Source organism: Micromonospora sp. LA-10 (assembly GCF_051853095.1).
Classification (GTDB): domain Bacteria; phylum Actinomycetota; class Actinomycetes; order Mycobacteriales; family Micromonosporaceae; genus Micromonospora; species Micromonospora echinospora_A.
Map to the genome: position 1 here is coordinate 2,421,780 of NZ_CP195710.1, position 14,095 is coordinate 2,435,874.

At 70.9% G+C, this 14,095-nt stretch carries 9 protein-coding genes and 1 tRNA gene; 3 read left to right on the forward strand and 7 right to left on the reverse strand.

The features are described from left to right. Positions 1 to 2: 2 nt before the first annotated feature. Entirely contained in the window at positions 3 to 740 is a 738-nt protein-coding gene (locus ACSDG8_RS11225) for a Clp protease N-terminal domain-containing protein (protein ID WP_210898699.1), read from the reverse strand. A gap of 106 nt (positions 741 to 846) precedes the next feature. Continuing rightward, entirely contained in the window at positions 847 to 3,207 is a 2,361-nt protein-coding gene (locus ACSDG8_RS11230; RefSeq protein ID WP_210898867.1) for a ricin-type beta-trefoil lectin domain protein, read from the reverse strand. 179 nt (positions 3,208 to 3,386) lie between these two features. On the opposite strand from ACSDG8_RS11230, the gene ACSDG8_RS11235 reads away from it, so the two are divergent. Continuing rightward, the gene (locus tag ACSDG8_RS11235; protein WP_210898697.1) at positions 3,387 to 5,066 is read left to right on the forward strand and encodes a Na+/H+ antiporter; all 1,680 of its coding nucleotides are present in this window, start codon (positions 3,387 to 3,389) and stop codon (positions 5,064 to 5,066) included. Between the two features lie 27 nt (positions 5,067 to 5,093). On the opposite strand, the gene ACSDG8_RS11240 is transcribed toward ACSDG8_RS11235, so the two are convergent. Together ACSDG8_RS11240 and ACSDG8_RS11245 are read right to left on the reverse strand one after the other, a co-directional pair. Then, positions 5,094 to 7,748 (reverse strand): DUF4132 domain-containing protein, encoded by a 2,655-nt coding sequence (locus ACSDG8_RS11240; RefSeq protein ID WP_210943074.1) that lies wholly within the window; start codon positions 7,746 to 7,748, stop codon positions 5,094 to 5,096. Further along, a complete protein-coding gene (locus ACSDG8_RS11245; protein WP_247688326.1) occupies positions 7,749 to 8,057 on the reverse strand; it encodes a hypothetical protein in 309 nt (102 codons plus the stop codon). It lies immediately after the preceding gene. Positions 8,058 to 8,169: 112 nt separating this feature from the next. On the opposite strand from ACSDG8_RS11245, the gene ACSDG8_RS11250 reads away from it, so the two are divergent. Together ACSDG8_RS11250 and ACSDG8_RS11255 are read left to right on the forward strand one after the other, a co-directional pair. Then, positions 8,170 to 9,660 (forward strand): sigma-70 family RNA polymerase sigma factor, encoded by a 1,491-nt coding sequence (locus tag ACSDG8_RS11250; RefSeq protein ID WP_307856250.1) that lies wholly within the window; start codon positions 8,170 to 8,172, stop codon positions 9,658 to 9,660. Between the two features lie 21 nt (positions 9,661 to 9,681). Next, positions 9,682 to 10,662 (forward strand): DUF2804 domain-containing protein, encoded by a 981-nt coding sequence (locus ACSDG8_RS11255; RefSeq protein ID WP_210943077.1) that lies wholly within the window; start codon positions 9,682 to 9,684, stop codon positions 10,660 to 10,662. On the opposite strand, the gene ACSDG8_RS11260 is transcribed toward ACSDG8_RS11255, so the two are convergent. From ACSDG8_RS11260 to ACSDG8_RS11270, 3 genes are all read right to left on the reverse strand, one after another. Continuing rightward, positions 10,647 to 12,404, reverse strand: a complete 1,758-nt coding sequence (locus ACSDG8_RS11260) for a glycoside hydrolase family 2 protein (protein WP_439427859.1) — start codon at positions 12,402 to 12,404, stop codon at positions 10,647 to 10,649. The genes ACSDG8_RS11255 and ACSDG8_RS11260 overlap by 16 nt on opposite strands. Continuing rightward, positions 12,401 to 13,729 carry an MFS transporter gene (locus tag ACSDG8_RS11265; RefSeq protein ID WP_439427860.1) on the reverse strand — a complete coding sequence of 443 codons (1,329 nt, stop codon included), beginning with the start codon at positions 13,727 to 13,729 and terminating at the stop codon, positions 12,401 to 12,403. The genes ACSDG8_RS11260 and ACSDG8_RS11265 overlap by 4 nt, the downstream gene beginning before the upstream one ends. A gap of 285 nt (positions 13,730 to 14,014) precedes the next feature. Then, a tRNA-Lys gene (locus ACSDG8_RS11270) sits at positions 14,015 to 14,090 on the reverse strand. Between the last annotated feature and the right edge of the window lie 5 nt (positions 14,091 to 14,095).

The following is a 14,095-nucleotide window of genomic DNA, read 5'->3' on the forward strand; positions in this document are numbered from 1 at the left end:
TGTCAGGCCCCTTTGCGGGTGATCTCGGCCAGCGCCGCCTCGAACGCCGACTCCAGCGCGTCCTTCTCCAGCCCGAGGCCGGCCAGCACGCCGTCGCCGCCCTCCTCCTCCAGCAGGGCGAGCAGGATGTGCTCCGTACCGACGTAGTTGTGTCCCATCCGCAGCGCCTCCCGGAACGTCAGCTCCAGCACCTTCTTGGCCCGCGCGTCGTAGGGGATCAGGTCCGGAACCTGGTCGGCCTTCGCCGGCAGAGTCGCGGTGACGACCTCCCGCAACCGCTCCAGGGGTACGCCCCGAGCCACGATCGCGGCGGCGGCCAGCCCTTCCGGCTCGGCGAGCAGCCCGAGCGCGACGTGCCCCGGGGTGATCTCGGCATTACCTGCCGCCCGCGCCTCCTCCTGCGAGGCCAGCACGACGTTGCGGGCGCGCGGGGTGAACCGGTTGAATCCGGCGTTCGGGTCGAGCGCGGCGGCGGTCTCCGACTTGGCGGCGGAACGCTTCTGGGCGGCCTGCTTGCTCACGCCCATGCTGCGGCCGATCTCCGTCCACGACGCGCCGGAGCGTCGCGCCTGGTCGACGAAGTGCCCGATGAGGTGGTCGGCGACGTCGCCCAGGTGGTCGGCCACGAGGACCGCGTCGGCCAGTTGGTCGAGCACGCCGGCGCGCCCCTTCTTGATGCCTTCGATGAGGTCGTCGAGGCGTACCGGGTGGGTCATCTTGAGCGGTTCGTTCTCTCCCATGCGTCAACCATAGGTTGACGCCTACGCTGGCGTCAACCCGCAGTTGACGTGCGCTCGACGTTCGCCGGGTCGACGACGGGAAAGACGGGTCGGCGCGAGCTGCGGGTCAGCCGCGTACCCACCGCTGGTTGTTGCCGCCGTTGCAGGTCCAGATCTGCACCGCGGTGCCGTTGGTGGTGCCCTGCCCGTTGACGTCCAGGCAGAGGCCCGAGCCGACCCCGACGATGGTGCCGTCGGCGTTGATCCGCCACTGCTGGTTGCTGCCGCCGGTGCAGGTCATGATCCGCGCGCGGCTGCCGGACGCGGTGCCTGGGACGTCGAGGCACTTGTTGCCGTACACGGTGAGCTGGTTGTTCGCGCCGACCGTCCACTGCTGGTTGGGCCCACCGTTGCAGTCCCAGATTTGCACGACCGCGCCGTCGGCCTGGCTGGCGCCGTTGACGTCGAGGCAGCGGTTGGCGCTCGCGCTGCGCACCTCTCCGGTCGGGCCGCTGGAACCGTCGCCCGGCGTGATCGCGAGGTTGTCGAACTGGGCGGTGACGCCCTGGCCGGTGCCGTACCCGATCTGGCCGGCCACCCAGGCGGAGTCCGACACGGTGCCGACGGTGGTGCCGTCGATCGCCGCGGTGAGGGTGCTGCCATTGAGCTTCAACGAGAGGTTGTGCCAGCGTCCGGTGCCCAGCGCCGCGGTGTTGCCGCTGGCCAGGGTGCGCCAGTTGCCGCTGGTGTTGTTGCTCCGGATCGACCAGGCGCCGCCGTCGGTGACCCGGAAGTAGTAGCCGTTGAGGTTCTGCGGGCCCTGGTGGTTGTAGGTGTTGCCGCGGCCGATGAGCTGGGCGTAGCCGGGCTTCTCCAGCAGCACGTCCGAGGAGACCGTGTAGTTGCGCCAGGTCAGATCGCCCAGCAGGGCGTACGGTTCGGCCTGGCCGGACGTCCAGTAGATCGGCGCCTGCTCGGACATCTGGCGGACGCACTGTCCGGTCCGGCCGCCACCGCAGCCGACGATCTCGAACGAGCCCTGCTGGTCCATCAGGTACCGGGCTTCGCGCCCGGTGGCGTAGCTGTCGAAGTTGTCTTGGTACGGCAGATCCAGGGTGCCCTGGGCCGGACTGACAGCCGTGCCTTTCCCCTGCCCACTCGTGGTGGTGATGCTGTAGACGTAGCCGGGTTGGACGGTAAGCGAGAAGCGCCCGCCGTTCGGTGTGATGTCGGCGCCCCGGACGAAGTACTCGGCGCTGTTGTTGGACCTGAGGTTCGTCGCCCACACGCGCACCGTGCCGGCGGAGAGCCCGCCGGTGACGGTGACGTCGAGCTGCTGGGCCGAGCCCGCGTCCTGCGTCTCGATGATGGTGCTCCAGTCGCTGTTGTTTGTGGACTTCAGCGAGACATAGCTGCCGTTGCCGCGGTTGCCCCCCAGGTAGCCGCTGGACGAGTCGAGATAGCGCCAGCCCGGCGCCGTGAACTGGGTGGTGTGCGCCATCACCCAGGTGCTCCTGCCGATCGAGTAGGCGCCGGACCACGGCTGCTGCGCCACCGCCACGCCGGTGGTCGCCCAGGGAATGTTGGGGGTGATGGCGGCGATCACCGGCCAGTTGATGTACCCGGTCATCTTGCCGTCGAGGTAGCCGCGGTTGATGCCCCGGGCGAGGGCCGACGCGCCGGCGTTGTAGTCGTCGGAGCCGTTCTCACTGGCCCACAGCTGCTTGCCGGTGGAGATGGCATTGGCGGAGCTGGGGCAGCTGGTCTGGGCGCTGCGGTAGCCGCAGACGTAGTGGCTGCCGAAGACCTGCACCGCGTTGGCGAACGCCGGGTCCCGCAGCGAGTCGTCGGCGGCGCCCCACCCGAAGTCGTCCGAGGCGACGATCTTCACATTGCCGTAGCCGCGGGAGTTGAGTGTGGAGCGCAGGTTCTTGTACCAGGTGGTGTTGTAGCCCTTCTCGTTCCACCCGCCGAGGTAGTTGATGGTCAGTCCGTGCGTCGCCGCGCAGTCCAGCCACCCGACGAGGTAGTTGATCGAGTCGGTGGACCAGAAGTTGCCGTTGCCGATCCAGCCGGGCGCTCCCCAGGCCAGACCGACCAGGGCGATGGCGGGGTTCCGCGCCCGCGCCTGCTCCATCAGCCACCACTCGTAGCCCCGGTTGCAGTTCACGCTGCCCCGGGTGTGCTCGTGGCTGGGCTCGGCGCCGGAGGTGGAGTTGGTGTCGCCACCGATCTCCACCTTCATCAGTTGCATCGCGGCGCCGTAACCCGGCTTGAACAGGTAGTCGAGGATGTCGCTGCGCTGCGGCTCCGGGTAGTCGATCAGGAGTCTGCTGTTTCCGCCGCCGCCGCTGACCGCGCCGACCCCGTCGAGCGCCCGCCCGCCGGAGGCGCCGTTGACGGTGAGGGCGGTGGCCGCCCGGGCCGGCGCGGCGGGGACGGTCAGCGCGAACGCCGCCACCATCGCGGCCACCGCCGCCGACGCCATCCGTCGCCACGCCGCATGCTCTCCGCTCACCCTGCTGGACACCGACCCACCTCCAGATAGACGCACGTCTATCAAACGTTCTGCATGTTAGCGTTCACACCACAAGTTGGTCAACGCCTCGCCGGCCCGGGCCCCACCCCAACGAACGACGCCCGCGAAAACGGGTAGGGTCGGTCGGGGTGAGCACCCATTCGACGCTGCTGTTCGTGCTCGCCGCCGTCGCGGTCGTCATCGCCGTACGGTGGGTGGCCTCCCGGACCGGTCTGCCCGCTGCCGCGCTCCTGCCGCTCATCGGCATCGCGTACGCGCTGCTCCCCGGCCCCAACATCGGCCTCGATCCCGACCTCGTGCTCATGGTCGTGCTGCCGCCGCTGCTCTACAGCGCCGCGCTCGACTCGTCACTGCTGGACATCCGCCGCAACCTGCGGATCGTGGTCAGCCTCTCCGTGGTGCTGGTGCTCCTCACCGGACTGCTCGTCGGCGTCGGATTCCACCTGTTCGTCGCCGGCGCGACCCTGGCCGCCGGCATCGCCGTCGGCGCCGCCGTCGCCCCGCCCGACCCGGTCGCCGCCCTGGCCGTGGGCCGCCGGGTCAACCTGCCGCCGAAGATGGTCACGATCATCCAGGGCGAAGGGCTGCTGAACGACGCCACCGCGCTGACCATGCTCAGCGTCGCGGTGGCCGCCGCGGTGGGCGGCGAGTTCTCGTTCCACGCCGCCGTCGGGCAGTTCGTGCTCGCGGCAGCCGGCGGCATCGCTGTCGGCGTGGTCGTCGCCCGGGCGAAACGGCTGGTCCGGCCGCTCACCGCGGACCCGCTGCTGTCCAACGCCATCTCGCTCGCCACACCGTTCGTGGCGTACCTCCTCGGCGAGGCGCTGCACGTCTCCGGCGTACTGGCCGTGGTGGTCGCCGGCCTGATCGTCGGCCACCAGACGCCGCAGTTCGGTTCCGGCGCCGCCCGCCTGCAGACCAACGCGGTGTGGCGGCTCGTCGACTTCCTCCTCGAAGGCTTCGTCTTCCTGCTGATCGGCCAGCAGCTCCCCGCCGTCATGCGGGGCCTGCGCCAGTACGAGACGTCGACCATCGTCATCGCCGTCGCCGTGTCCGTCGGCGTGGTCCTGCTCCTGCGCCCGGCCTGGCTGATCCTGACCCAGTGGCTCCCCCGGTCGCTGCACACCCGGCTGGGCGGCATCTCCGAACAGGACGACACCGACCCGCCCGGCGCGGCACGGCGAGCCGGGCAAGCCGAGCGCAACGCCCGCGGACTGACCGCACGCGAGGTGGTGGCGCTGAGCTGGTCCGGCACCCGGGGCGTGATCAGCCTGGCCGCCATCTTCACGCTGCCGCTGACCACCAACAGCGGAGACCCGTTCCCCGACCGCGACCTGCTGCTGTTCTGCACCTTCGTGGTCGTCCTGGTGACACTCGTCGGGCAGGGCCTGACGTTCGCGCCGCTCGTGCGGATGCTCGGCCTGCGCGCCGACGAGGCCGACCAGGCCCGGGTACGCAACGAGGCCCGCTCCGCCGCCGTCGAGGCCGCCCTGGCCCGCCTCGACGCCGTCGCCGCCGAGGAGCCGGACACGCGGGTGGCGGTCAACACCACCCGCGCCCAGTTGCTGACCCGGCTGGCCCGCTACCGGGGGCGGCTCGACCTGCTCCAGCAGAGCGGATCATCGGAGCTGCCCACCTCACCCGAGTACGAGACGGCGCTGCGGGTCCACCGGACCGCGCTGGAGGCACAGCGCGAGGAGCTACTGCGGTGGCGTGACTCCGGCCGGCTGCCGGACGAGGGACTGCGCGTGCTGGAACGTGAACTCGACCACGAGGAGCTGCTGCTGCCGAAGCGGGCGCCGAGCTGACCCTGGGCCCGGCGCCCGCCGGCCGCCTCACAGCTGGCGCAGGATCACCGGATCCTTGATCTTCTTGTCGCCGGCCAGCAGCAACGCCTTGCTGATGATCTCGCCGAGCCGGCTGTCGCCCTCGAAGGGCAGGAACATCTCCGGTTCCTTCGCCTTCGCCGAGTCCGGGATGATGCACAGGTACCGCTCGTCCGGGGCGATCAGGATGTTTCCCGAGCCGCAGTGGATGCGATACGTGTGCAGGTCGCCGCGTACTTCCAGGAACCTGTCGGTGAGCGTGCAGCGGCCGGCGATCGCCAGCCGGGGGATCAGGTCCGCCAGCACGTCCCGGCGCGTCCGGCCGGTCGGGGTCAGCTCGCCGAAGCTGCTCCGCGACCAGTAGTCGCGATACCGGCCCTCCGGCCCGCCGTCGAACCAGTTCGGGTCGGCGCCAACCCCGGCCGCGGCCACGAACAGGTCGACGTCGCGCATCACCTCGCTCAGCACCACGGGCGGAACCTCCGCCAGCGCAACCGGCAGGCGCTCTCCCCGGACGAACCACAGCTGGTCGGTGCCCATCGTGTCGAACACGAGGTCGTCGCCCCGGTCCTCGATCCCGGCGACGCCCAGCTCGGCGCGCAGCCCCCAGTCCGGCAGTGCCAGCCAGGGCAGGTTGTACGAGGCCCCGTCGTTGCGGTGCTGGACGTACGACCAGCCGCGGCGGGACAGCAGCGCGTTGAGCCGGTGCTGGAGGACGATGTGCGCGGCGAACCGGTTGGAGTACGTTCCGGTGGCCGGCTCCGCGTCGGTGAGCAGGTACTGCTCCCGGTGCGCCTGCTTGAACGGCTGGGTGATCTCGTGCCGGGTGAGGAAGTCCCGCCACGGCCCCACCGCGTCGGGGTCGAGCACCGGATGCCACAACCGGACCGTCGCGTCGGCAGCGGGCTCGAACACGGTGTCGTCCACCGTCCGCAGCGCCTCACCGGCCCAGCAGCAGGCCACGCCGTCGACGGTCCAGACGAGCCGCCGGGCCAGGGTACGGGCCAGCGGATGGTCCAGAAACCGTTCGCGCCACTGCTCGACGGTCCACGAACGGTCCCGCCGCAGCAGCCCTTCCAGCCGGTCGCGGGTGGCGACGAGCGTCGCGGCGACGTCGACGACAGTCGCCTTCAGCTCCTTCACCTCGTCGCCGTGGTCCCTGCGCACCTGCGCCGGCGGCGTCTTGACCGCCTTGCCGTCCGCGTTGCGCCACACCACTACGGCGTCGACGCCGCGCACCTCCAGCTCGTACGAGCAGTCGCCGAGCTTGTCCGCCAGCGGCAGCCCGAAGCCGGGCAGGGCCATCTCCTCGACGTCCTCCCGGCTGACGCCGCGCGCCTCGGCGTGCCGGGTCAGTCCCTTCTCCACCAGGCGCAGCGTGCTCTTGTAGGTCAGCCGCGAGGACAGCCGCGCCAGCTGGGCGAGGGCGGCCGGGTGATCGGTGTCGACGAGCGCCGCCACCGCGGCGTTCGCCAGTTTCGGGCTCGCCGGGCCGTGGCCGGAGATCTTGCGGGCGGCCCGTTCCGCGATCTGGCCGAGGCTGCGCAGAGCCTCTTCGGACGGCGGGCACATCGTCCGCATCCAGATCAGCCCCCACAGCAGTCTGACGTTGTAGCGGTCGAGCAATCGCGGTGGAAAGTCCTTGATGTGGCCGGGGCAGCACGTGGTCATGCGCAGCGGCAGGCTGCGGGACTGCCCGACGAGCGGGAGCCAGTCGTCGAGCCGGGCGGTGAACTCGTCGACGCCCACCGCGTCCAGCAGCGACCGGGCCTGCTTGCGCCAACCGGCCGTCGGCTTCGCCTTGTCCACCTCGACCGGGCAGTGCGCCAGCAGCGCCTCCCAGGCGGACCTACGGTCCGCCGGCATCGCGTCGATGTCCGCGACGGCGCGGTCGGCCCACTGCTCACCGACGTTGGGGATCGGCCACATCCGGTCGGCCTCGTCGCTGATGTCGCTCAGCGAGCGCTCGATCCCGGTCCGGCGCCAGGTCGCCAGCGCCGCCGGGTTCACCCGCCCGGCCGCCGCCTCCGCCTGAATGGCATCCCAGGTGAACCGGTTGAGGTGCCAACTCCAGTAATTGAATCCCAGCCAGGCCTGAGTGCCCAGCCGGCCGAGCCAGGCCGAGCCGTCGAGGCCGCCGCCGGAGCGCGCGGCACGGATCAGCTTGCCCCGGCCGTCGCTCTTCTCCTCCGGCACCGTGAGCGCGTCGAACACCACCTGCCGCACCGAAGCCGGTTGTGCGGCCAGGAGTTCTGTCGTCCGACGCCACGCTTCGCCCCGGGCCCGGTCCAACGGCTTCTCGTGCTGGTACGGCAGGCCCGGCAGACTGTCGATCAGGGTGGAGGCGGCGGCGACCCGCCTGTCGTGATCCGCGTCGTCGCCGGTCAGGTCGGCCACGGCGGCGGCGACCAACTCGATCTTTTGGGTGGCGTCCGGCAGCAGCTCGACCAACGGCGCAGCGAGATCGTAGGGCCCGTGCGGATCTTTGAGCGCAGCGAGCAGCGACGGAGCCGTCCCCGCCGGTGCCCATCCGCACACCGTCACCACCCGGTCGACGAATTCCTGCTTTCCGGTCTCGTTGAGGTTTTCGGCGCTCGGGCCCCACCACTTCTTGGCGGTGGCGGCCACATCGCGCAGGGCCGACTCGGGGTCGTACGCGCTCATTCAGCCACCCACCAGCGGAACGAGCTTGAGGAAGGTGACGCGGGATCCCGCGTGCAGGCGGACCTTCTCGTCCAGGTCGGTGACCTGGTGGTCGTCGACGAGCACCACGAAGGCGTTGCGGCCGAACGCCTCCAGCGTCAGACGGGTGCGCTCCCCCGGATCGACGTCCACTCCGGACTCGGCGATCTCCAGCGAAACACGCCGTCGGATCAGCTCGTCGAGCCGTAGCTCTTCCTCGAAGACCTCGATGGTCCACGCGGGCCCGCTCGGAGCACCGACGACCTCGTCGGTGACTGTGATCAATGGCATGGCGGAGAAGGTAATGCCTCCCACCGACACCGCACGCATTTGTGTGACCTGACCGCGTACCGGACAGTCTCCACCGTGTACGAGATCGTTCCGTGAAGGCGAGGTTGTGAGCGTGTCCTCTCACGCGTACCCGGGCAGGGCCGACATGTCGACGGTGGTGGACGCGGCACGCCGCGGCGACCGGGCGGCGATGGACGAGCTGGTCTCGCACTGTCTGCCGCTGGTCTACAACATCGTGGGCCGGGCACTGAACCGGTCGTCCGACGTCGACGACGTGGTGCAGAACGCGATGGTGGGCGTCGTACGCGGGCTGCCGGGCCTCCGTGACCCGCTGTCGTTCCGGTCCTGGCTGGTCGCCGTAACCATGAACGAGATCCGCACCCACACGCAGCGCCGGCACACCACCCCGGCGCCGCCGGAGGACATCGACAACGTGATCGACCCGCGCGCGGACTTCGAGGACCTGACCCTGACCCAGCTCCGCCTCTCCGACCAGCGCCGGGAGGTCGTCCTGGCCACGCGCTGGCTGGACGACGACCACCGCCACCTGCTGTCCCTGTGGTGGCTGGTCGAGGCCGGCCACCTCAGCCGCGCCGACCTGGTCGACGCCCTGAACCTGGCCCCGCACCACGTGACAGTCCGGGTGTCCCGGATGAAGGCGCAGCTGGACACCGCCCGGCAGGTGGTACGAGCACTCACCGCCCGGCCCGGGTGCGCCGGCCTGGCCGACACGGCCGGCGGCTGGGACCGCCAGCCGGCACCGGTGTGGCGCAAGCGGTTCGCCCGCCACATCCGGGACTGCCCGCACTGCCCGGACGCGACGAACGACCTGGTTCCCGCCGAGCGGCTGCTGGCCGGCCTGGCGCTCACGCCCGTACCGGCCGATCTCGCCTCGGACGTTACGCACAACCTGCGCACCGTCGCCTCGCCGTCGCACGTCGCCCCGCCCGGCGTGCAGGCCGTGGCCGTCGGAGCTCGGTCGGCGCTGTCCCTGTCCAAGACCCTGGTCGGCGTCGTCGCCGCCGTCGCCGTGCTCGGCGGGGGTGGTCTGATCCTCGCCAACTACCCGAGCGGGTCGACGCAGCAGCCGACGAGCGCGGCAGCCGCGCAGCCCTCGGCGGCGACCGCCGCACCGGCGCTCACGCCCTCCCCGAGCCCGCTGACGCCCTCCCCTACCGCAGCGCGCCGCCCGAGTCCCACCCCCACCAAGTCGGTGAAGCCGTCACCGAAGCCGACCCCGTCGCCCTCCAGGTCCGCCGGCACGTCGACGGGTGTGTCCGCCGCGGAACGGCGACTGCTGGTGCTGCTCAACGAGCGACGTCGCGCGCTCGGGCTGACCGAGGTCAAGCTCGGCCCGGCGCAGCACCGCGAGGCCGAGGCATGCGTACGGAAGAACCTGAACGCGGGCAGCGGGTTGACGCACTGCGGTCACGAGGTGCTGTTCGCGTCGTCCGGCACCGCCACGCCGGAGCAGATGATCGAGGCGTGGTTCAACAGCCCCGGCCACAAGACGGCGCTGACGTACACCGGTTCCCGCTTCGCCGGCCCGGCCATCGTCTCCAACGGCAGCCGCCAGGTCGCCGCCATCAACATCGACTACTGAGGCGGTCGCTACGCTCCCCCGATGACGCACGAGAAGGAGATCGTCGAGCCGGTCGACCTGTGCATGCCGGACGGGCGGCTCAACCCCGCCGCGGTCGGCTGGACCCGCCGGCCGCTGCACCGGGCGAACCTGCGCGGCTGGGGTAGGACCAAGCGCTGGGAGTACTGGGGGATCGTGACCCCCACCCACATCGTCGGCCTCGTCGCGTCGTCGCTGGACTACGCCGGGGTGCACGGCATCTACGTGCTCGACCGCGCCACGAAGGTCGAGACCGGCAAGGACGCCGTGGTCCCCTTCGCCCGTGGCGCCGTGCTGCCGCCGGTCAGCGGCGCGGGCACCGTGTACGCGCGCGGAGGCGGCCTGTCGATCGACATCGACCAGACCGCCGAGGGCAGCACGATCCGTGCCACCGCACCGGGCATGGAGATCGACCTCGTGGTGCCGCTCCCGCCCGGCCACGAGTCGCTCGGCGTCGTGGTCCCGTGGAGCACACGCCGGTTCCAGTACACGGTCAAGGACGTCGGGCGTCCGGTACGCGGCTCGCTACGGGTGAACGGCACGACGCAGGTCGTGGACGAGGAGGACTCGTTCGCCGTGCTCGACCACGGCCGTGGCAGGTGGCCGTATGCGATCACGTGGAACTGGGCGGCGGGCAGCGGACCGGACGTGTCGATTCAGCTCGGCGGCAAGTGGACCGACGGCACCGGCTCGACCGAGAACGCGCTGTTCGTCGGCGGCCGGCTGCACAAGCTCGGCGCCGAACTGCACTGGAGCTACGACCGCCACGACTGGCTGCGGCCGTGGCGGATCAGCGGTGATCGGGTCGAGGTGGAGTTCCATCCGTTCCACGAGAAGATCTCGCGCACCAACCTCGGCGTCGTGGCCAGCGAGACACACCAGTGCTTCGGGCACTTCTCCGGCTGGGCGCAGGCGGACGACGGCGAACGGGTGGCTCTGGACGGCCTGGTCGGCTGGGCGGAGGAAGCTCAGAACCGCTGGTGACGCAGCCGCTCGTTGACCTGCCGGACCACTTCCTCGGGAAGCTTGACCACGCGCCGGTCGTACGTGAGCAGACCGTTCAGCTCGTCCTCCACGTCGGACAGCTGGGTGTAGACGGTCGCGCTCAGGCCGGCCCGGATCGCGGGCACGATCTGCTCGGTGTGCAGCCGCGTGAACGCCTCCGCCAGTTCCTCGGCGCTCCGGTACCGCCGGTAACCGAAATCCTTGTGGCTGAAGGCATGCCCGTCGACGCGCAGGTTGTAGCCGCCGTACTCGGACAGCACCAGCACCCGGCGGTCGCTGCGTCGCCGCGGCACCCGGAAGCGGCGGAAGTAGACGTGCAGGCTGCGCAGGTCGCCGCCGCCCTGGTCGTGCCAGCCGCTGGCGTGGTCGACAGTACGGGTGCTGTCGAGTTGGGCGACGTCGCGGGCGATCCGGGCCGCGTCGAACTGCCCCCAGCCCTCGTTGAAGGGCACCCACACGGCGAGGCTCACCACGTTGCGCAGGTGCTCGACGGTCTCGCGCAGCTCGGCCCGGAACCGGTCCCGTCCGCCGGCGTCGGCACGGCCGAACCAGCGCCGCCACCGGCCCCGGTCGGGCAGCCGCAGCGGCGTCACCGCCGGCGCGGTGACGACCAGCGGGTGGTAACTGCTGCCGCCGTTGACCATGTCCTGCCAGACCAGCATCCCCAGCCGGTCGCAGTGGTAATACCAGCGCAGCGGCTCGATCTTGATGTGCTTGCGCAGCATGGTGAACCCGAGCCGCTTCATGGTGGCGATGTCGGCGATCATCGCCTCGTCGGAGGGCGCCGTGTACATGCCGTCCGACCAGTAGCCCTGATCGAGGATCCCGGCGTGGAAGTACGGCCGGCCGTTGAGCAGCAGCCGGGGCACGCCGTCCCCGTCCGGTCCGACACCGAACGAGCGCATGCCGAAGTAGCTGCGGACCCGGTCCGCGCCCAGCTCGGCGGTCACGTCGTAGAGGAACGGATCCTCGGGGCTCCACTGCCGTACCTGCGGGATCGGGATGCGCACTGCCACGCCGACCGGCGCGCTGGCCTCGGCCACCGCAACCCCGTCGGCCAGGATCCGGATGCCGGCCTCGCCGGAGGCCGCCGTCGCGTGCACAGTCACCTCGACGCACCGCTCGTCGAGGAGCGGGGTCAGGGTGAGGTGCCGCAGGTGCACGGCGGGCACGCTCTCGGCCCACACCGTCTGCCAGATCCCGGACTGGGCGGTGTACCAAATGCCGCCGCGGCGCAGCCGCTGCTTGCCCCGGGAGTGGTGGCCGGTGTCGCTGTCGTCCTGGACCGCCACGACCAGGACGTTGGCGTCCTCGCGGAGCGCGTCGGTGATGTCGCAGGTGAACGGCAGATACCCGCCGGTATGGCCGCCGACCGCAACCCCGTTCAGGTAGACCCGGCAGGTCTGGTCGACCGCGCCGAAGTGCAGCAGCAGGCGCGAGCCGGCAGCGTGGAAGCCCGCCGGGAGGGTCAGCGGACGGCGGTACCAGAGCGTCTCGCCCGGCTGGAGCTGCCGCCCGACGCCGGAGAGCGTGGACTCCGGGGAGAACGGCACGAGGATCTGGCCGTCGTAGCGTTCGGGCTCGGTGGCCGAACCGGTGATTGCGTACTCCCACCGGCCGTTGAGGTTGAGATAGCTGTCCCGGGCGAACTGCGGACGGGGGTACTCGGGCAGGACACGCTCCGCGTCGAGCGTGGCACCCCACGGGGTCAGCAGCGTCATGCCCGGGCCCCCTGCTCCCGCCGCCGCAGCGCCACGGCCGGCACCGCGATGAGGACCAGCACGGCCAGTGCCATGAGGAAGATGCCCGGCGTCGGGACCTGCTTCACCACGCCGAGGTCCTCGTAGACCTCGCCGGCGCCGGTGATCACGGCGGCGCCGAGGTAGGGGCCGATGAGCATCGGGACGAGGATGGCGAAGACCATCCGCAGCCCCTGGACGTGGCCGGCCCGGTCCGGCGGTGAGTAGTCGCGCACGATGGCGCCGATCGGCGCGAGGACGAGCATGAAGCCCGACATCATCACGATCCCGGCGGCGATCACGGGGACCATGCCGCGGGCGAAGAACATCAGCGCCAGGCCGGCGCCGTACACCAGGACCGCCGGCAGCAGGAAGCGCACCTTGCCGACGCGGTCGATGAGCCGCCCGCCGACCACGCTCACCGCCGACGCCGTGACGAGGACGACGGCCAGGACGATCGCGTACCCCTCGATCCGCAGGTACCGCTGGAGGTAGATGATCAGATACGGCAGGAACACCTGTGTGGAGATCCCCCAGATCGACCAGGCGGCCAGGGCGAGGTAGAGCCCCGGGTTGGCCCGGACGGCGGCCGGGCGCAGACCGTGGACGACGGCGCGCAGGTAACCGCCCTCGTGCCGGACGAGTGACGGGCTGTCCTCGACCAGGAACCACGCCAGCAGACCGGCGACGGCCATGATCGCGCCGATGATCACGAAGAACAGCTGCCAGTTCCCGGAGCGGGCCAGCCCGTCGAACCCGCCGAAGATCACCAGCATCGAAACCAGCGGCATGATGGCGAGCACCGACTCGACCCGGCCGCGGTTCGCCGGCTCGGTCACGTCGGTGACCCACGCCTGGAACGCCGCGTCGTTTGCGCCCGAGCCGAGGAAGGACATCAGGCAGTCGAGGGTGATGACCGCGATCGCCGTGACCAGCACGACGTTCGCGACGGGCGCGATGTCTTCCACGAAACCCACGGTCAGGAAGCCGAAGGCGGCGGTGGAGACGCCCCACAGCAGGTAGCCGCCCGCGATGAACGACCTGCGCCGCCCGGTCCGGTCGGAGAGGGCACCGAGCAGCAGGGTGGCGACAGTGGCGGTCACGGCGCTGGCGGCGACCATCGTGGCGATCGCGTTGGGATCGTCGGTGATCGTGTCGTACACGAACAGGTTCAGGTAGATGTTCTCGATGGTCCAGGCCATCTGCCCGACGAGCCCGAGCACGATCAGCGCGGTCCAGGTGCGGGGGCGCAGGCCGGCTGGACCGGCCGAGGTGGCCGGGGTGAGCACGCTCCGGGTGGCGGACACGACGGCCTCCTTCGACGGGTCAGAATATGATCCGTCCCGTCCGGCCGTCGATGGGTCCGGGGTCTGCCAGGCTGCCTCGTCGGAGCAGGCATGACGAAAGGCGCCCCGGAAGCTCTCGCCTGACACGCGTCCGGTTACCGCCTCGGGAGAGAACCAACGGTGCGCGCCGCGAGACGTCGCTCCGGTCCAACGGCTCCCGAGCACCCACCGAGCGACCACCCACCACCCGCGTACGCGAAAAAGGCCCCAACCCGGTGTGAACCACCAGGTCGGGGCCTTGATCGTTGGTGCGCCGCCAGGGACTCGAACCCCGAACCCGCGGATTAAGAGTCCGCTGCTCTGCCAGTTGAGCTAGCGGCGCTCGCT